The 18,319-nt window shown below is 59.6% G+C and carries 13 protein-coding genes and 2 pseudogenes; 4 read left to right on the top strand and 11 right to left on the bottom strand.

Annotated elements, in window-relative coordinates; genetic code table 11:
- Positions 1-14: 14 nt before the first annotated feature.
- The 6 genes from A4R29_RS05435 to A4R29_RS05410 form a co-directional block, all read right to left on the bottom strand.
- On the bottom strand, positions 15-899 hold the full coding sequence (locus tag A4R29_RS05435; protein WP_063171402.1) for a type IV secretion system protein: 885 nt from the start codon (positions 897-899) through the stop codon (positions 15-17).
- A 58-nt stretch (positions 900-957) separates the two neighbouring features.
- On the bottom strand, positions 958-1,638 hold the full coding sequence (locus A4R29_RS05430; protein ID WP_027163091.1) for a TrbJ/VirB5 family protein: 681 nt from the start codon (positions 1,636-1,638) through the stop codon (positions 958-960).
- 13 nt (positions 1,639-1,651) lie between these two features.
- Positions 1,652-4,021, bottom strand: a complete 2,370-nt coding sequence (locus tag A4R29_RS05425) for a VirB4 family type IV secretion/conjugal transfer ATPase (protein ID WP_027163090.1) — start codon at positions 4,019-4,021, stop codon at positions 1,652-1,654.
- Positions 4,021-4,347 (bottom strand): type IV secretion system protein VirB3, encoded by a 327-nt coding sequence (locus A4R29_RS05420; protein ID WP_027163089.1) that lies wholly within the window; start codon positions 4,345-4,347, stop codon positions 4,021-4,023. Before A4R29_RS05420 ends, A4R29_RS05425 begins: the two co-directional genes overlap by 1 nt.
- Entirely contained in the window at positions 4,347-4,652 is a 306-nt protein-coding gene (virB2, locus tag A4R29_RS05415; RefSeq protein WP_395316758.1) for a pilin major subunit VirB2, read from the bottom strand. Before virB2 ends, A4R29_RS05420 begins: the two co-directional genes overlap by 1 nt.
- Before the next feature lie 74 nt (positions 4,653-4,726).
- Positions 4,727-5,509, bottom strand: a complete 783-nt coding sequence (locus A4R29_RS05410; protein ID WP_027163087.1) for a type IV secretion system lytic transglycosylase VirB1 — start codon at positions 5,507-5,509, stop codon at positions 4,727-4,729.
- Positions 5,510-6,752: 1,243 nt separating this feature from the next.
- Here A4R29_RS05410 and virG point away from each other — a divergent pair.
- Complete coding sequence (gene virG, locus A4R29_RS05405; protein ID WP_027163086.1) at positions 6,753-7,478, top strand: two-component system response regulator VirG; 726 nt, start codon at positions 6,753-6,755, stop codon at positions 7,476-7,478.
- 42 nt (positions 7,479-7,520) lie between these two features.
- On the opposite strand, the pseudogene A4R29_RS05400 reads toward virG, so the two are convergent.
- Positions 7,521-8,009: pseudogene (locus tag A4R29_RS05400) on the bottom strand (IS66 family transposase); the annotation flags it as partial.
- 140 nt (positions 8,010-8,149) lie between these two features.
- Complete coding sequence (locus tag A4R29_RS05395; RefSeq protein ID WP_244506909.1) at positions 8,150-12,403, bottom strand: Ulp1 family isopeptidase; 4,254 nt, start codon at positions 12,401-12,403, stop codon at positions 8,150-8,152.
- 1,442 nt (positions 12,404-13,845) lie between these two features.
- On the opposite strand from A4R29_RS05395, the pseudogene A4R29_RS32780 reads away from it, so the two are divergent.
- Positions 13,846-14,183 (top strand): annotated as a pseudogene (locus A4R29_RS32780) (polysaccharide deacetylase family protein); the annotation flags it as partial.
- A gap of 26 nt (positions 14,184-14,209) precedes the next feature.
- Here A4R29_RS32780 and sbmA read toward each other — a convergent pair.
- Together sbmA and A4R29_RS05375 are read right to left on the bottom strand one after the other, a co-directional pair.
- Entirely contained in the window at positions 14,210-15,487 is a 1,278-nt protein-coding gene (sbmA, locus tag A4R29_RS05380) for a peptide antibiotic transporter SbmA (RefSeq protein ID WP_063171397.1), read from the bottom strand.
- Between the two features lie 45 nt (positions 15,488-15,532).
- Positions 15,533-15,778, bottom strand: a complete 246-nt coding sequence (locus A4R29_RS05375) for a hypothetical protein (protein WP_063171396.1) — start codon at positions 15,776-15,778, stop codon at positions 15,533-15,535.
- Between the two features lie 100 nt (positions 15,779-15,878).
- Between A4R29_RS05375 and A4R29_RS34970 the strand changes: the two genes are divergently transcribed.
- Positions 15,879-16,064, top strand: coding sequence for a hypothetical protein (locus tag A4R29_RS34970; RefSeq protein ID WP_027163082.1), 186 nt, complete (start codon positions 15,879-15,881; stop codon positions 16,062-16,064).
- Between the two features lie 594 nt (positions 16,065-16,658).
- Here A4R29_RS34970 and A4R29_RS05365 read toward each other — a convergent pair.
- Positions 16,659-17,162 carry a hypothetical protein gene (locus tag A4R29_RS05365; protein ID WP_063171395.1) on the bottom strand — a complete coding sequence of 168 codons (504 nt, stop codon included), beginning with the start codon at positions 17,160-17,162 and terminating at the stop codon, positions 16,659-16,661.
- A gap of 308 nt (positions 17,163-17,470) precedes the next feature.
- Between A4R29_RS05365 and A4R29_RS05360 the strand changes: the two genes are divergently transcribed.
- Positions 17,471-17,890 (top strand): winged helix-turn-helix transcriptional regulator, encoded by a 420-nt coding sequence (locus tag A4R29_RS05360; RefSeq protein ID WP_082827327.1) that lies wholly within the window; start codon positions 17,471-17,473, stop codon positions 17,888-17,890.
- Positions 17,891-18,319: the final 429 nt, after the last annotated feature.

The following is an 18,319-nucleotide window of genomic DNA, read 5'->3' as shown; positions in this document are numbered from 1 at the left end:
TCGCTTGTTATTGATTAACCACGTCCCGTTTTGGCAAAGTAGCGATTGAGGTTGTTTGGAGCTCGGTTCGCCCCTGCCCAAGAGCCGCCGATGCTGCTGGCGATCGTCGGAAGTGCGACGATCAGAGCGTCGCCAGCCAGGAAAAGCATGTCGATCTCGTAAAGCCCGATGATCTTGGCTGCTGTCGTGCTCGAGTATTTGATTATACCAAGCATGAGCACCAGCGAGGCTGCTTCGGCCGCGATAACTATCGTCGCAACGATGTTGAGAAGGAGAAGCAGCAGCCCGTACGAGAGCAGTTGGCCGATCCATCTGGTAGCCATGTCTCGAGTGTGATCAAAAAGGTAGCCGACAAGAACCAGGGGGCCGATCGCCAAGAGTACTTTCGTCAAAATTCCAACGGCATCATAGATTTCGAACGCTGTCCACAGCGAGCCGTAGAAAATCCATTGCGCTCCTTCGAATGCCAGTGTGTCCTGGCCGTTCATAGGCCCAATTTCGGATGCAATCATCTGAAAGGCATACTGAGTTGAAGCAAACATCCAGTCGAGCTTCCGGGGAATATCGATGAAGGGCAAGTCGCTGCTACTCATCTGGTGAGCAAGCCTTGGAATCGTGTCGTCGAACACCGTTTCAATGTATTTCTGGTAGTTGGCCTGCCCTAAGATAAGGCCGACGACAATCGACACCATGATTACGCGAGAGATACCTCCACGCGCATCGACTTGACCACGCATGACCAGACAGCCTTGGATTATTATCCAAAGCGTCACACACGCAACCAAAGGTGCGCTGATCGCCTCTTGGATCTTTTCAAGCACGTTGTGCAGCCCTGACGTGAAAGCCACATGAAAGACCGTGTGTATGGCCGTGAATGGCGCGGGAATCCTGAAACTCATGGCATGAGCCTGATTTGTCCCTGATCAGCGGAACTGAGCCGGATGAACTCTGCGTGGTTCACGGCAGGCTGAACATCTTGGCGGTGTCCTGGCGTTCCCGACGCTGCGTGGCGGCCTCCTCCACTGCGTGAAGGCTCCCTTGTGCAGTGGCCATCGTCAGCAGACTGGTGGCCTGGACATTTTGGATGATTGCATCGTGAATCTGCTTGAGGACCAGACCGTTGGTCACCGTGGCCTGCACAATATTTCTCGAACTGGAAAGCTGACCAAGCGTGTTGTCGTTCGCCTTAAGGCGCTTGTCCATTACGTCCAGAGTGTCGGCTGCAAGACCTGCGGTATTGGCGGCACCAGCGATTTGCCCCTCTAACAGTTTCCCTTCTGCATCGGTGCCGGTGACTATCCGAGTTGGGTCTTGCGCAATGTTACGCGCCATGATCGAAACTGGCGCCCGTGCATCAAACATCTGCCCCTCCAGCTTATTGCTCGACGGGTAGTGATTTCCTTGGTTAAGTGCGCCCAACAGTCCCGTGACACCGAATGACGACGTTAGCACCTGCACCATTTCCATCGTGAAAGCGAGCGTCTCAATTGACTTTACAAGGATCGCCGCAGTGGAACCCGCTGTTAAGATCGATTGTGCTTCTGTTATCGGGTCGCTGACAACAAATTGTGACCGGGCCTGTGTGCTAAGCAGAAGGGAAGCAGCGAGCGTCGTCGCTCCAAGCTTGGCAAATCTCATGAATATTCCTCCGTCAGTCTTGAACTTCGTGGTAACGAGCCATGAACTTATCGAGCCACCCACTTGGGGCATCTCCGTGCTGGTCACGAAGCTGGTCGGCAAAGCGCACGCTGTTGGCCCGCCCCGACAGTACGGCTACGTACTCGCGCATCTGGCCAAGGTCGAATTCGCAAACAACACTCCCACTGTCGCGCTTAAGCAGAAATTTGCGGCTGCCAATTGCCATTCCCTGGCGGATTGCCTCGAACTCCTGCGTGGTGCACTTCAAGCCATCGACATACGCAGCCCGATCCGCCGTCGGTGATGGGTAGAAAATCTTCGTCATGCATTGTGCAACGAGACTGGCTCCGAGAGGCGATTCAAGCACGTGTTCAGGCTGCTGCGTTGCGAGTATCAACATCCCATTATTCTTGCGGACGGTGAGCAAGAACTTGTCGATAACAGCCGAGAACTGGGGGTTGAGCAGATAGAAGCGAAATTCGTCGCAGCTCATGACGAACCGACGCCCATCGACAACAGCGCCCACGCGATGCAGAAGATACGCGGCGGCGGGCGCACAGACCTCCTCAAATTCCAGGAGCTGCGTCATGTCGAAGCCGGTAATGCAGGCATCCAGCCTTACTTCGTCGACATCGCCGTCAAAGGCCCATCCAAGTGCATTCCCTCTACACCACCGCTGCAGCCGCGCTCCAGCGCCCTCGGAGGGGCCGTGCAGCAGGAATTCGCGCAGGCCCGCAATTGAGCGCATGACGGGTTCGAACGAAAGTTGACGAACAATGCCACGCTCCAGTCGACGGCTTTCCTCCGGCGAGATCGGGCCACGGCCGTCACTCTCGATTAGAGCCATCAACCATTCGCGCAGAAAGTCCAACGAGGCGGAGGTGTTGTCCAGTCCACGCAGAGGGGCCAAGCCGCTCGGAGCGCCTCTGCGCAACGCCAGATATGTCCCTCCCGTGGCTCGCACCAGCAGTTCACCACCCCGGTCCTTATCGAAAAAGACGATGGCACCATCGCGGTCGACTACGCTTTGCTCAAGCATCGCGAGGATAAAGGTCATCAGCGTCGTCTTGCCTTTGCCGACGGGCCCGAATATCGCCGTCATGCCGACGTCGTTCTCATGGGGGATGTAGTCGAAAGAAGTTCCACCGTTCGTGCGAAAGCGCGCAAGAGCTTTGCCCCAGTGGCCGGAAGTGGAACCGCTTGGGAAGTTCTCAAAGGAGACAAGCCCGGCAAAATTGTGCGAGGTGATCGCCCCGGGGCGTGTTCGCCACCTGTTGTTTCCCGGAAGCTGGGACCAGTACGCGGCCTCCATGCCGATCCCCTCTTGGACGATAACGGCGCCCGTGTCGGCCAGCCTTGCGCGGGCATTTGCTGCGCGATCTCCAAGGCTGTTGAGGCTGTCGGCATAGACGCACAGGCTCAAATGATGTGAACCCATGACGAACTCGTTGCTTGCCAGTGCGTCCTCTGCTTCGGCAAGTTCATTGATCTGGGTGAGAGCCTTGTCGCCGGCGCTCGTCATCTGGCTGGACTTAAGGCTAAGCTTCGCATGAGCTTGTGGCCGAGTGAGGAAGGAAAAGCTCTGGCTAAGGACAAGCGGGAAGTTGGCGGACAGCAACGGATTTAGCATGCCTGGCCGCGTGGTCGCCGGATATTCACGCAACGAAAACAATGATCCCACGGAGCCACCCCCGGGTCTTCGAATCTCAAGCGCCCGCTTACCGCAGATGACCTGGTCAGTGTAGATCGCGGCACCAAGTGAGCCGGTAACCATCGGAACCGGAAGAAACCGGCACGTCATTATCAGCCGAAGCGCCTCACCGATTTCCGTGAAGAGCACGTCGCCTTTCTCACGAATACCCAACCGGCGCAGACCGTAGCCGCCGAGTGACCCAGAAATGATCTGCCAGAGGTCCTCCAAGCTTCGCATTTGTGTGGTCAGATCGTTGTCATCGCGTCTGGGGGATTTGGCAATGCGCCAGCCGATCTTGCCGATGGCGGTGCGGGGGAACACGATGACAGTGAGGAAGTGATCGTTGCGAAACAGCTTGCCCGACAGCACACGGCTCTCATAGGCCTCGCTCAGACTGCCAGCGAATGCGCTTTGAAACTGGCGCGATACCGGCTCCGGCACATCGTTGTTTCGCACAAGGTGTGCGTATAGCGTGACATTGTCGTCGGCTATGTTGCGCAAGAGAGTGTTGAACGCGCGGCAGCGCGAGTTGCGCATCTCAGCGTCTTCCAAATCAAACGGCAGTCCGTTCAAATGTGCCATGGCCATGATCGATCCGTCCTCCAGAAGGACAACCTGATCGCTTAGATGACCGACATACGGAAGGTAGATCTCGCCAGATCTCTCGGTCCGGCCACTGGCGCCAAACATTACACCATTCCTCTTCCGCGTTTTGGCACTCTAATCGGATTGGCGCTGACGCTCGCGCCGCCCCAGACCTGTCCGTCCACGCTTCTGCCGGCGGTCTGCAAATAGAGGAACACGACGCTTGCGGCGTTATAGTCACGCTCAACAATCAGCCGTGCTCCGAACCAGAGTGGCACGAGCACGACTTCATAAAGCGGGTTCTTAAGGATGATGATGACGAGCCCCGCCAACATCATGAGCGCTCCGGCCAGCGTCAGCGGCACCCCCAGAAACAGTGCGGGGCGTGTCGCCGCCACATAGAGGGTGCTCACTTCCAACCGGTCGCTCATCAGCCGCCGCCTATGAGCGCCTTGCCCAGGAAGCTGGCGCCAAACATGATGACGATTCCTCCAACGACACCCGCAACCAGACCAAGTGAAGCACGACCGAACATCCACGAGATGCCGATGGCCACGAGTCCGAGCACGGCAAGCGATTGTCCGAAGGGGCCAAGTATGAAGGTGCTGATATTCTGGATCATCTTGGCAGGATCCGTCCCTCCGGTCACCTGGGCCGCGGCTGGCCCGCCGGAGAAGACCGTCCATGCGACGCCCGCAGCAGCGGCCGGTACATATTCAGCCGCCATGCGCAGCATGGACAAAGGCGAAGGAACACGCGTTTTAAGCGCACGAAGTATTTTGAGTGGCTTCATCATTGTATCTCCATGATTCAATCGAATACGAGTTTGTTCGGGTTCGAGGGTTCCCGCTCTTGCGCAGCCTGGCTGCCGGTCGGACCGGAGGGATCGGCCCCGGAGCGGTTTGGCTGATAGGAGCCCCAGATGTCCCAGGAATTTTGGTTGGGCTGCTTTCTACTGGCCTGTTGGCCCTGTTGGAGCAGAGGCGGCACGGCTTTCCGCCCGGGTGCCTCATCGTGTGGCGCAGGTTGAGTGGTCGGCTCCTGCGTTGTTCCAAGGTGACCTGAGACGTCCTTCGCGGCCGACTCGACCTTGCGTACGTAACCGTTGGCGAAGCCACGCGTGACGTCGCCGGTGTTGTAGGCCGAGATGGCACGGCGAAGCGCCAGTTGCTGCGCTGGAGCAGTCGTGCCGCCGGCATACCGGCTCTCAAGCAAATGAGCGGCAGCCGAAAGCGAGGCGCAGGGCTCGAAAGCCTTTTCCGGCGTGAGATTGAGCCTGGGAAAATTCTTGCTGTTTATCTGCATCAATCCAACGTCGACAGAATGTTGTGCTTCGAGACGGTCCTTGATGCCCCGCGTGGCTTGCAGGTGATCTATCCAGCGAAGCTGCTCACCTGTGGTGTTGTCATGGGCCACCAGCGTTTCAAAGCCACTTTCAATCTTGGCAATCGCTGCGAGGGTGGACGGCGCAACCCAGGGAGCGCATTTGCGCGATAGGCTGTGGAACTCACGGGGCGAAAGTGGCGCGGGCTCGGCTGGGAGTGAGATGGATGTCAACAGGACAATGGCCAGCGGCCAAGCTGCAATAAACATTTCCTACACCTCCCTTTTCCGAGCCGCGGCGGGTTCTGGCCCTGTCCGGCACGCGCTTATCGGGGAGGTTTGTTACTGCGTGATGTTCAAGTTCAGCTTTTCGGTTTCATTTGAAGGAAAGTGCGTGTTGGTCTCCGCGTGGTGAGTCTTGCCCATGCGTGGGTGGCGCGGGCGCGATCAGCCGGCTACATCCAAGGCATTTTGGCCCGTACCGACGGTCCGTTGCTCCTGAACCGTAAGCCGCGGCTTCGGCGTCATGGATGGTGATGGGGTCGTCTACGGGCGCCTGGTCAAAAGCAAATGGAAGCTCGGCGGCTTATTCGGGCTGCGGGTGCCGTGGGTCAATCGAATGGGAGAACCGAGAGGCGCCAAGCTGCCCAACGTTGCGTATGCTGCGATTTGCTTTAAGGGGATGGTCATGCGCGGCCTTGCATGGTCAGGTCATCGACACCGCGAGCTCATCCGCGAAGCTAGGCGCAAATCCCCGGCGCGATGGTCAATCGGAAGACGTCGGGTGCCCAGCCTGGTGCGAGCCTGATTCAGCTGTTCGGCCGGCCGCCACAGGGGATCATGTACAGTCCACCGGCACATGACCGCACGCCATCGGCGGCGTCCGACGGCGCAACCGGCAGGCATAGTGACTGGCTCAAAGGGAGTGTGTGCATTCAACAGAGAAATGTTAGCTCGGATGGTAGCCGCACCGACCTGCCGGTCGCGCGCACCGGGCTTGGCGCCGCCGGCCGCATCGTAAGAACCCGCCGTGGGCGGGAAACATTCCATTGGCCAAGGCCACTATAGCAGAGACGGCCATTCTTGCGCCCGCCGCCTCTACAATCAATCAAACGCCGCGCTGCTCCACCGCCGTCGGAGCCGGACACGCGACCGGGTTTTGTTTCGAGATGATCCAGCTCCGCAAGCGTCAGAACCGCGACGACGCAAGGACATGGCAAACAGCTGGGCCTCCGTGCCGACGAAGTCGAGTGGTTTGACAGGCCTGCATTCGAGCTCGAAGCGACAAAGCGAATGGGCCCACGGCAGGGTCATGCCGGCGCTTGGAACCCTCTGGTCGCCACGGGCTGCCTTGGTGCGGTCAATTGGCTGTGGATGAGAAGACCAAGACGAGCACGGCCTCACATTGGCCGCACGCCACGGCGAGTGGTAGCAAGGGGCAGCTGTTCTGCGTGGGCGCCCCAGGGTTGCTCGGCAACAGCTTTAGACAGGATTCAAAATTGAAGGTGAGCCGTTGAAACATGTTCTTGTCATTGACGATGATGCCGCAATGCGACGCCTCATCGCCGAGTATCTCATGATGCATGCCTTGAAGGTGACCGCAGTCAACGATAGCAAGCAGTTTAACTACGTTCTATCCCATGAGCCTGTCGACCTCGTGGTGGTTGACCTCAATCTAGGCCGGGAGGATGGGCTTGCGATCGTCCGCAATCTGGCGACAAAATCGGATTTACCCATCATAGTGATCAGCGGGGACCGGCTTGATGAGGCGGAAAAAGTCGTTGCACTGGAGCTCGGCGCAACCGATTTCATTCCCAAGCCTTTCGGGCTGCGCGAGTTTCTGGCCCGCATTCGCGTAGCGCTACGCCAGCGCCTTGCCAGTCCGCGAACGAAAGATCATCGCTCGTTCCGGTTTGGAGCCTGGAAGCTCAGCGTCAAGCAGCGGCGGCTGATCTGTGCAGAGCGTGGCGAGGTCAAGCTTACCGCATGTGAGTTCAATCTCTTGATCGCGTTCCTGGAGAACCCCCGCAGCGTACTATCCAGAGAACGGCTTTTGCTCGCGAGCCGTGTGCGTGGAGAAGAGGTCTACGATCGAAGTATCGATGTCCTGATCTTGCGCTTGCGCCGAAAGCTCGAGGCTGATGCGGCCAATCCTCGCCTGGTCAAGACGTGTCGTGGTGCGGGGTACTTCTTCAACGCTGACGTTGACGTCAGCTACGGAGGCAGCTTGGCCGCGTGACAGGAGCTAGCAGACGAGGCTGATCAAGCGAAAGCAGCGTTCTCAGGCCACAGGCTTCAGCTCGGGCGCCCGGGTGTAGGCAGGCGCAGATCGTGGATTTGGCTGCTTGGATGGCTGTCGACGATGCTGCTGAGGACGTCGGCGAGATAGCCGAGTGGCTCGACACGATTATGCTTGCGGGTTTCGTTCAGCGATGCATGACTGCCCCAGTGTTCGACACCGCCGTTCGAGCCAGCGAAGAGCGCGTTCTTGCGGTTGAACGCGAATCGGACGGATTGAGCGCTCGACGGTGTTGCTGTCGATCTCGATGCGGCCTTCATTAATGAAGCGCGGAACGCCTTCCCAACGTGAGAGCGTGTATTGACCGGGCGAGCTTTGTCTTGTGACCGATCAGGCCGAGCTTTCGTGCAGCCAAAGGTTCAAGGTCGGCAACAATAGAGCGGCTATTTTCCTGACGCGTCGCACCGCGTCTATCGGCCGGTCGTTCGCTGGCTCGATCCTGTAGAGGTCGGCGATCCGTCTCAGCGCCTGGCGGCGATCGGCGCGTTTCCAGGTCTACAATCACGTGGCAATGGCAGCCTGATCAATTGCGGCGACAGCTACCGGTCCGGGGATCCCATCAGCCTCTCCGTCGCCAAAAGAGCTGTTCTACTTCATCCTGGCCATCGAGCTCAACGCCCTGCGTCGGAGCGCTCTCGGCTTCTGGAGGAAGCCATGAGGTCCGCTCGGGCTTGATCGGAGTCACGCCTGATGGAAGACGTGTCTGCTTCGCTCGCCTGGCGCCCCATGGCGAGGCTTTGCGGATTCTCTGTCCTCTGCCTCTTCGCCGGTCTCACCAGCGCTGTGTAATGTTCAGTGTTGATGATGACGCCCCCGCTGTTCACGCGGTTGCTGCCGTCAGGTGGGCTCGGCAGCTCGTTAGGGGCCTCGCGCGACTTGCTCAAGTGCTGGTCAAACGGCGCTGGCGCGACTTGTCGGGCTTGCTGCTCTTGCAACACGGCGTGTTGCACCTGCGACCCGGCTGCTCCCAAGGCTTCCGCGGGGATTGCGGCAAGCTCGTGCGGCAAGCGGCCCTGCCTCAGTCGGTTTTGCAGCGCCTGCCGATCGGCGACGAGCTTGTCGAGGTGCAGCGGCCGCTGCCGTTCCGGCCACTCTTGGTTCGCCAATCTCTGAACCAGCGCGCGCGTGCCGTCCAACATGAAGACGCCGCAATCAACACCGTTGTTCTGCCGGGCCATTTCGGGTGTCACCAGGGCGGTCGCGTCCAGTCTTGCTGCGAGCTCTCGTGCAGGCGCGTCATTGTATCCCCGTCCATCGCGCTGATGGATGGAGTCGTAGTGATAGGCGACCGCTCTTTCCGGGTCGCGGCGATCAACGAGCAGCAGCGACCAATGCTCAGTGCGTCCCTGATTCTCCCCCGTAGCCAAAGGATTGCCACTGTTCACCGGCAGGAACACGAAGTCGGCTGCGACGTCGCTGTGATGATAGATGGACAGCAATGTAAGTTGCGCGTCCCGGTCGTGACGGCGCAGTTGCTGGGAGACCAACGGATCCACCAACCGCGTTCGGGCGGCGAGCGCTGGGTGGGCCACCTGCAGGTCCTGCTCCAGCAACCGGTAATCTCTGTGGATATGGGCGTCGCCCAGCAGGTCGGCGCCGAGCACCGCCCCCTCGGGGAGGTTGGACGAGCCTGACGGAGAAGCTCCGATCCGTGCATCGGAAGAGCTGGTCAGATCGACGAACGGAACACCGCGATAGGTGTCTGACAGCATGGCGGTCGCAGGCAAGGCGTGTCCTGGAGCCCTTGCCAGTACTGCTGCGGCTGCAGCTTCCCTCATCGCACCGCGATGGACAAGCCAAACGTCGTTGCCTCCCTCTGGCCTCCGGGCGGTGTAGCCCTGACCTTTAATCTCATAGTTCCATTCCGGCTGGTCTGCGTCCGGCAAGAGGCCATGATGGTACAAGGAAGAGAGCATCGCGTCTGGGACGCGTTGAGTCCCATGGGAGAAGCCTTCAGGGACGGCGAATGGGATGTTGATGAAGTCCTCGACCGCAGCGGGGGGTGCGTCAGACCTTGCAAAGGACCCGGCCTCCGCATGCAGGCTTCCAATGTGTTCGGACCCTGTGCCTTGAACAGGTACCCCTGCCAATGGCAATTCACCCAAGTGCTGCATGGGGGGCTGCATCGGAACGCGGCCGCCTTCGCTCAGCGGCTGCTGAATGGCGGCGGCTTGCAGCGGATTCAGGGCCCACTGCCTCTCCGTCGGCCGCAACGGCGCTGTGTCATGTTCATTGTTGATGATGAACCGCTCGGGTGGCAGGTGGTTGCCCTGATCAAGCGCGTCCGGCCAGGGCCGGTGTTGGCTGGCAGCTAACGTTGGCGGGGCGGCGGCCTCAACTCCGGCGTGTCCAGAGCCGGCCGCTGCGAAAGCGTCCGCCATGATCCTGTCTGACGCGGGTTCCGCATCGCCAACCCGTTGCAGCGCGGAGAGCAGATTGCGGTAGCCTGGAAACAACCTCTCGGCGAATTCGATCCGCGAATCATGATCCAGCCCAGAGATCGTCAGACCCTGACTCTCCAGCACCTCAGAAAATCTGCGAAGAATACTACCATAGACAGCACGGCTGCTTGGAGCCAACCTGCTGTCATTGGCCACTTGTTCCAAGAGATGCACGTCTGCCTTTGAGGGCACCGGCACTCGCCACCCGCGAGTAGCCGAATAGCCCGGCTCATGATACGCACGCAGAACGCTCAACGCCGGCTTCATTTCATCGTTTTTCGGAAAGAAAGCATCGACGTGATCGACCAGGGATTGGTGATTTTTTAGATCAGTCGCTTGGCCACGAGCGCCGAGATCATTCGCCAATCGGCGAAGTGTACGCCTATAATTTTGGAGGGTTCTCACGCTCAATTTTTGCTGAGCCGCAGCGTGGGCGATCGCCTTATCGATAAGATCCCGGTGTTCGTCGGACAGATGGGGATAGCCGGTGGCACGGGCGCCACTCGCGACAGGTCCGCCTCGGCGCGGCTCGGCCACGTGCGGCTCAAAGCCCGCTTGCCGGGCCTGGCCCGCATCAGGCAAGGGGTCGTTGCGGCCCACGAAAGGGAGCATCGCGTCTGGGACGGGTTGAGTCCCATGATAGAAGCCTTTGGGGACAGCAAATGAGACGTTTATGGAGTCCTCGATCGCAGCGGGGAGTGCCTCATACCTTGCGGAGGGCGCGGCCTCTGCATGCAGCCTTCGGGTGTATTCGGACCCTGTCCCTTGAACGGGTACCGCTTCCAATGGCAATTCACCCAGCTGCTGCATGGGGGGCTGCATCGGCACGCGGCCGCCTGAAATGCCGATTTCGCTCGGCGGCTGCTGAATGGCGGCGGCTTGCGGCGTATTCAGGGCCCTCTGCGTCTCCGCTGGCCGCACCAGCGCTGTGTAATGTTCGTCGTTGATGATGACCCGCTCGGGTGGCAGGTGGTTGCCCTGATCAAGCGCATCCGGCCAGGGCCGGTGTTGGCTGGCAGCTAACGTTGGCGGGGCGGCGGCCTCAACTCCGGCGTGTCCAAAGCCGGCCGCTGCGAAAGCGTCCGCCATGATCCTGTCTGACGCGGGTTCCGTATCGCTAACCCGTTGCAGCGCGGAGAGCAGATTGCGGTTGCCTGGAAACAACCTCTCGGCGAATTCGATCCGCGAATCATGATCCAGCCCAGAGATCGTCCGACCCTGACTCTCCAGCGCCTCAGAAAATCTGCGAAGCTTACGACCATAGACAGCACGGCTGCCTGGGGCCAACCTGCTGTCATTGGCCACTTGTTCCAAGAGATGCGCGTCTGCCTTCGACGGCACTGGCCGCCGGCCAGGCGCCGAATAGCCCGGCTCATGATATGCACGTAGGAAGTTCAAAGCCGTCTTTATATCACCGTTTTTCGGAAGGAAAGCATCTACGTGATCGACCAGGGACTGGTGATTTTTTAGATCAGTCGCTTGGCCACGAGCGCCGAGATCATTCGCCAATCGGCGAAGCGCAGCCGAGTATATTCGGAGCGTCCCCGCGCTATGGTGTTGCTGAGCCTCAGCATCGGCGATCGCCTTATCAATCACGTCCCGATGTTCGTCGGACAGATGGGGATAGCGGGTAGCAGGGTCGCCGCTCGCTCGGCGCGGCTCGGCCACGTGCTGCTCAAGTCTCGCTTGCCGGGTCCGGCCCGCATTCGGCAAGGGGTCATGGCGGTCCACGAAAGAGAGCATTGCGTCTGGGACGCGTTGAATCCCGTGGGAGAAGTCTTTGGGCACGGCGAATGAGACGTTGATGGAGTACTCGATGGCAGCGGGGGGCGCCTCAGACCTTGCGAAGGGCGCGGCCTCTGCATGCAGCCTTCGGGTGTGCTCGGACCCTCTCCCTTGAACGGGTACCGCTTCCAATGGCAATTCACCCAATTGCTGCACGAGGGGCTGCATCGGCACGCGGCCGCCTGAATTGCCGATTTCGCTCCGCGGCGGCTGAATGGCGGCGGCTTGCGGCGTATTCAGGACCCTCTGCCTCTCGGCTGGCCGCACCAGCGCTGTGTAATGTTCGTCGTTGATGATCACCCACTCGGGTAGCAGGCGATTGCTCTGGTCAAGCGCTTCCGGCCAGGGCCGAGTCTGCTGTTGGCTGGCAGCTAACGGCGGCGGGGCAGCGGCCTCAACTCCGGCGTGCCCAGAGCCGGTGGCTGCGAAAGCGTCGGCAACGATGCTGTTTAGGTCACCCCGTCGAGCGGGCATCCCTGGGTCGCTGAAAAAGGACGAGGCGGCTTGATCATGCTGCCGTAGCTGAAGCACTTCGCGGAAGCCCTGTTCAAGTCGCAGAACCTCTTCTGGATTCGTTGGCGACTCGTCAGCTTGATCCAACAGCCTGCGGGCCTCGGCAAGGTGCTGGTTATAGCCCACTTGCCGGGCCTGGTCCGCCTGCCCCTCTCCCAAGCCGGCGCCCTGCACCTGCGACAAAGCTGTTACACGGGATGGGTTACTATTTCGCGGGTTCACACTAGCCTCACATCAAACTGTATCGTCATATTCTGCGCCAATCCGCGCAGCGGTGCGCCGTTGCTCGGCCCTCCTCCCGTCGCGGGATGAACTTCCAGCTGCACGTGTCCGTGTGCTATCGCGATCCATTGCTCGGCTTCCAGGAGTCGTATCTCTACCCCATGAGGTTACCCCCGAAGCTTGATCCGCTAAACCAATATGGTGTTACACTTGTAGTCTCGCAGAGACTTCTCGCAGCTCTCTGGGTCACGCCGAGAGCCGTGACCGAGAACAGGTGAGCACAAGGTTCGCGCCCCTCAGGGGAACAAATCTGTAGACCGGCGTTCCTCACTGCAATCTTATGCCACTTTTGGGCGATTAAACACAAAACAACACTACAAAGCCTCCGCTCAAATTCTACGGAATCCAAGACAAGATACAGACCGCTGGTGGGTCCGACGCGGTACTCCAACTTGGGACGCGACGTCGGATGAGCGTGAGCCCTGTCGGCCGAAGGGCATCGTGAGTCCTTCGGCGAGGACAAACCCATCGTCGTTCTTGCCCGTAAGTTCAATGCCGATTGCTGCTATGGCGCAGGTCACTGGTCTCCTCTCGCGGCGGCGCCAGATCATCGCCATCGACTTTGACGGCCACAGCCAGGTCTGCGAGACACGCCCATGAACCCCGAAAGGAACGGCGATGAGGTTGCCGCAGCCGGCGCTACCTGGGGATAGTCCAAGCCGACGCAGCGGTTTGGCCGACCGTCTGCACAACGGTAACATTCCGTCGTTTCCGACGATTATAGGTTGCACATCACTTCTGGTTCGGGGCACCAGATGGCAGATTAGCGCAAATCTTTCGCACGAGCAGCAAACGGTGGGTGGCCCGACGCCGGCCTCGTGCCCAAGAGCGCTGCGGACTGGGCATCAAGGGTCTGGCCGGACGCCTTAAGGAAGTCGCGATCCGCAATAACACGGTGGTGCTCCAAAACACCCAGGTCGTCCAATATCAGTCGGACACCGAGGCGGGCAGTTAGGGCGCGGCGGCAATGAATGACGGAGCTCGTAGCGCTTCACCATACGGCGAAAGAAGACAAGTCGAACGAAGGCATCAAGTTCTCGGCGATCGCCGCTGCTCTGGAACTGGAGGCGCAAACCGGCAACGCAGATGCGGCGCGGCTTTTAGCATCGCGTGCTCACTCGCCTTGGGCTTCTGCGCGGCAAGTCTGTACGCAACGTTCCGCCAGGGGGGTAGCGGCGAGGCTTTGATGACGTTTGACATCCGTGCCTTTTGGTTCGAGACGCCGTTCTATCTGGGTTTCGCAACTCCTGTCCGCTATCGGGGCCCTCTTTGCCCAGCCGGGGGAGCGCTTCTCGCTGCCGCAGATTCCGGAAGCTCCCGACACAACGCGGGTGATCGCGATGGATTACCTCTTATTCCGGCGGCTTCGAGCGGCCGAGCAAGGCGGACGAATTCGCCGACCGGACAGACCCTTCCGCACCGCCTTCGATATGCAGTACCAGGACAAACGCATTCCGTTGGAACTCGGTCCAATTTCACGCTGATGAATGACAGCGCCTACTGGCATGCGCTGGAGCGCTTTGCCGGCGAGGTCTGCATTAAGCCCGATGTCGAGTGCATCAGCTATTGCGACTATGTTTCACGGCGACGTGACGGCGAAAAGCAGACGTCGGTGGGTGGCTGACGAGAAGCGCCCGCCGCCCGCCACGCTCAGCTTACCGGCTGATCCTCAAGGCGCAAGCCGGCCCGCTCTCGCGCCAAATAGTCTTGGTCGATTTCCGTTAGCGGCGCCCCTTCAAGCGTCGCCTCGAAGGCGCGCAGGCGTTTGTAGATGGATATCAGCTCGACGATGGTCGGCCAGGAATTCACGAGATATTGGAACGAACTGGCGACTTGGGAAAACGCGGTGACAATTTGCTGGAAAACGCCAAATGTTATCTTGCCAAGAGCTAAGGTCGGAACAAGAAGAAAGGTAGCAAAAACGTTGTCGACTTGGAGATAGAGATAGCGGACCATGTCGAAGTAGACATAATGAGTGTATAACGTGAAATAGTTCTTCCGAACATTTCTGAAAAGCTCGGCCAGCGTTGGTGGCTGCGCGCGTGCCGTATCGTCCTCGCCGAGGACAAGTTCCTTGCGCAGAGCGGCTTCAACGCGCTGATTGCGAAATTCCAGGCCGGGAAGCTTGATGCCGACGATTGCCAGCAAGCCGGTGCCAAACAGCGACCACCCGACCGCCGCGATGACCAGTGGATAAGGGATTGCGCCGACGATTGGAAGCGTTGAGACATGGAGGGACAGGGAGGCCAGCAAAGGCAGGAATGCAATCAGGGTCATGATGGAGTCGATGAAGTTCACTCCGAGCCCCTGCATTGTGCCGGAGAAGCGCATCGTGTCGTCCTGAACGCGCTGCGACGCCCCTTCGAGATGGCGCAGCCGCGGCCAGTAGGCGGTAAAATAATTGTTCATCGCGGTGCGCCAGCGAAACACATAGTGCCTGACAAAAAAGACGTTCAGAACGGCAATGCTCATATAGACCAGAGCCAAGGACAGAAACTGCCATACGCCGTAGTAAAGCTCGGCAGCGGAAACGGAGCCCGGTGTGGTGAGTGCCCTCTGCACCATGTCGTAAAACATGCCGCGCCAGTCATTGAGCGCCACGCTGAGCTGGACGATGAAATTGGTGACGAAAATGATCAAACCAGAGCCAAGGATCGACCAGTTCTGCCAGTGATGCGGGGAATACAGCGCCCAGAAAAGGTAGAATACGCCTATACCGACGAAGAAATATCCGTAAAACCAGAGGAATGCCGGCGTCAGGAATCTGATTGGGCTGATGACGAGTTCTGCCTGCGGATCGACCGGCGGCATGCCGAGCATCGTGCCAAGGTGTTCGCCGCCGAAAAACCACAGGAGGACGAGCAGAAGGCTCCAGACGGCGGCCGAGATGAAAAAAGGCTTCGGCTGCGGGAAGAAGGATACGAACACGTTGAGGTAACTCCTCGGTTGAAGCGCAAATCAGCAGCGTTGCTGTCAGCGGGAGGTGACATACGGGTCAGTGATCACCACCACATGCTTGCCCTTCGCACCCGCAGACGGGCTGCCAGACTTTGCGGCGGCTTTGTTGACGAAGTTCGCGCCAAAACTGTCGTCGCAGCGGCCCACCGCATCGAAGGCGAAAGTGTCCTCCTTCGCGTTGAAATCGCTGTAGTGGTAATGTCCGCCGTCCCTACGACTACTCCGTGGATCGAATTGTGAACTGGAACAGAAACGTGTCATTGCCGGCCCCCCGGTCAAATTGTCATTGGCGTCACCCACGAGAGCAGATCGTAGCCGGGACCGCCGAAGAGCTTGTCATGATCCTCGCCGACGAGACGCGTTGGAAGCGGCCGTTGTCGCCGCGAAGATAGTCGTCGCCCGTTCCGCCCCAGATTCAGTCATTTCCCTCGCAGCCGATGCCGTGATCATCGCCATCGCCACCTTCGATCTTGTCATTGCCGCGACGACGCTCAAGCCGGTCATTGCCCTCGTCACCCGCCATCCAATCCTCGTGATCGGCCGATGAGCCTCCCACCACGCCACCTGGCGCCCTCATATTCCTCATCAGATAATCGGGGAAATCGAATTGTTAGATAGAAAGATTTGCGGAATGGATGTGTGGCATCGGCTTCGTCCTTCTGCGTAGCAGTTGCCGGTCTCGGTGGCGGCGGGCGATGCTGGCTACCCAGCCGACGGCGCTCGTGCGCCAACAGGAGGCCCAAGGATGCGGTCCTGGCCGCCTCGCAGCAGGCAAGACGCGGTAGACGCCCGTGAACGATGCGCCGGCGCTGCGCCAGCCATCATCGCAAAGCCCCGTTGCGACCTCGATCAGGTGACGGGTGGGATCGAAGCAGGTCATCTACAACGCCTTGATGGCACCCGTCGGCGAAAGCGACGAGGTCATCCTCCCAGCACCTACTGGGTCTCGTATCCCGACATGGTCCGGATCGTCGGCTTGACGCCCAACGACTAACCGGCGGCGCTTTCGAAGCCGCCCGTTGACGATCTTCTGAACGACTGCTTTTAGGCCGTGCAGGAAATCAGCAAATGTGCCCCGACTCCGAGTGAGGGATGGGTGGCACGCTCCGTCGCCAAAATGCAAGATCAGATCAGATTTCGATCAGGATCTTGCCGACTGCCTTGCCCCTCTCCTGTGCCTCATGCGCTTCGGCAAGCGGTCGAGCGGCAGCTTCATCGCGATCTGCGTCCAGTAGGCCCCAGCCGCCCCGCAGGCGGAGTCCTCTTCTGCTTGGCGGAACGCATCCTCAGGGATCGTGTAGAAGAATATGAAGCGGAAGGCATAGCCCCCGAACATCGTCGATAGGAACGGCATCGACAACCTGACGGTCGGATCCTCCCGCCCATTTGGCGAGGACGATGGCCGCCGTGCCGACGGCTCCCGCGCCGCCTTGGACGAGAACGCGCTTTCCGCGCAGATCACCATCTGCGAAGAGGCAGCGATGGGCGGTGATGGCCGCGATGCCCAGACATCAAACGACGCATTCTCGGGAAGAGGGGGCGCATGGGAGGAAGGAACCAACACGAACTCGTCCGCGGATCCGAACGCCTGGCCTGTCTGAGCCTTGAAAACGCAGACCCGTTCGCCGATCCGCTCCTCGGACATGCCCGGCCCAACCTTGTCGATGATCCCGGCCGCACCTGATGGGGAACCACACGGGGAAAGGGGATCGGCCTGCCGCCTAAGCCCGTTCTTGTCTTGACATCCGAGGGGTTCAGGCCGGAGACGGCCACCTTGACCCGGACCTCGCCGAATTGGGCTCGGAATCAGGAAGAGAACCTATCTGGAGGACGCCCTTCGCGGAACCCCGCCCGTAGTAGAAAGCAGCTCTCATTCTCGGTCTCCTGACAATTGCCAATGACCAAAGGGATATCGATGCCACAAGTGTTCTTGTAGGCAATATTTGCCTATAGGTGTATAAAGTACATTATTGGAGCTTCGCCTACAACTGTGCCGTGGAGGTGACGGTCGACGTGGCCGGCGGAAAGTGGAAACCGCTGATCATCTACGAACTCCTCAACGGCCCACGACGTGGTGAACTCCGGGGCATGGTGGGCGAGCCGAGCCAGCGCTCCATCACGATGCAACTCCGACAACTCGAAACCGACGGCGTGGTCGAACGCCAGGTCTTTGCCGAAGTGCCGCCCCGCATGGAGTACTCTCTCACAGAGTTCGGGAAGACGCTCGCGCCGGTCCTGAACGCGATGAAGGAGTGGGGCGAGGCGTTTGCCGCCCCAAACGGCCTTGTTTGCGGGCCTGACGGCGAAGCACTTGAGGTCGCCCGACCGCGTGCATCCGCCGATCGGGATCACACATCGTCAAGGCGCTCGTAGAGGATCGAGGCCAAATGCCATTGTCGGTTCGGGTGCATCTCCCAAGGCCAGCTTCGTGCCTCCACCACCCTAAGAGCGCGGCACCGCCTGAGGGTGGTCTGCCGGCGTTATATCGTCTTGGAGCCTGAGTTGATCGGCTCACCGTTCACGATTCATCAAAGAGGGCACCACTGCCAACGTTGGAACATCGAATGGTTCAACAAACGTTGGCTAGCCGATCGAGATCCTGAATCCTCGCCGTTGTAGGCATCGACGACCCGCTCCGTACCGCGGTCGTCCTGGACAACCGTGCGACCGAGGGTGCTGAAGAACCCGGCCAGTTGTCCGTGCCGGTGAAAAGCTCAAAAAGCTATGTTGGAGGGCGTCATTTTTTGTTGAAGGCATTGTTCCAGTGCCGGATTAGCGTTCCAGTGCCGGATTAGCCATTCT

The sequence above is a fragment of the Mesorhizobium ciceri biovar biserrulae genome, assembly GCF_001618845.1.
In the GTDB taxonomy this organism is placed as follows: Bacteria; Pseudomonadota; Alphaproteobacteria; order Rhizobiales; family Rhizobiaceae; genus Mesorhizobium; species Mesorhizobium ciceri.
This window is presented reverse-complemented; position numbering and strand designations above follow the sequence as displayed.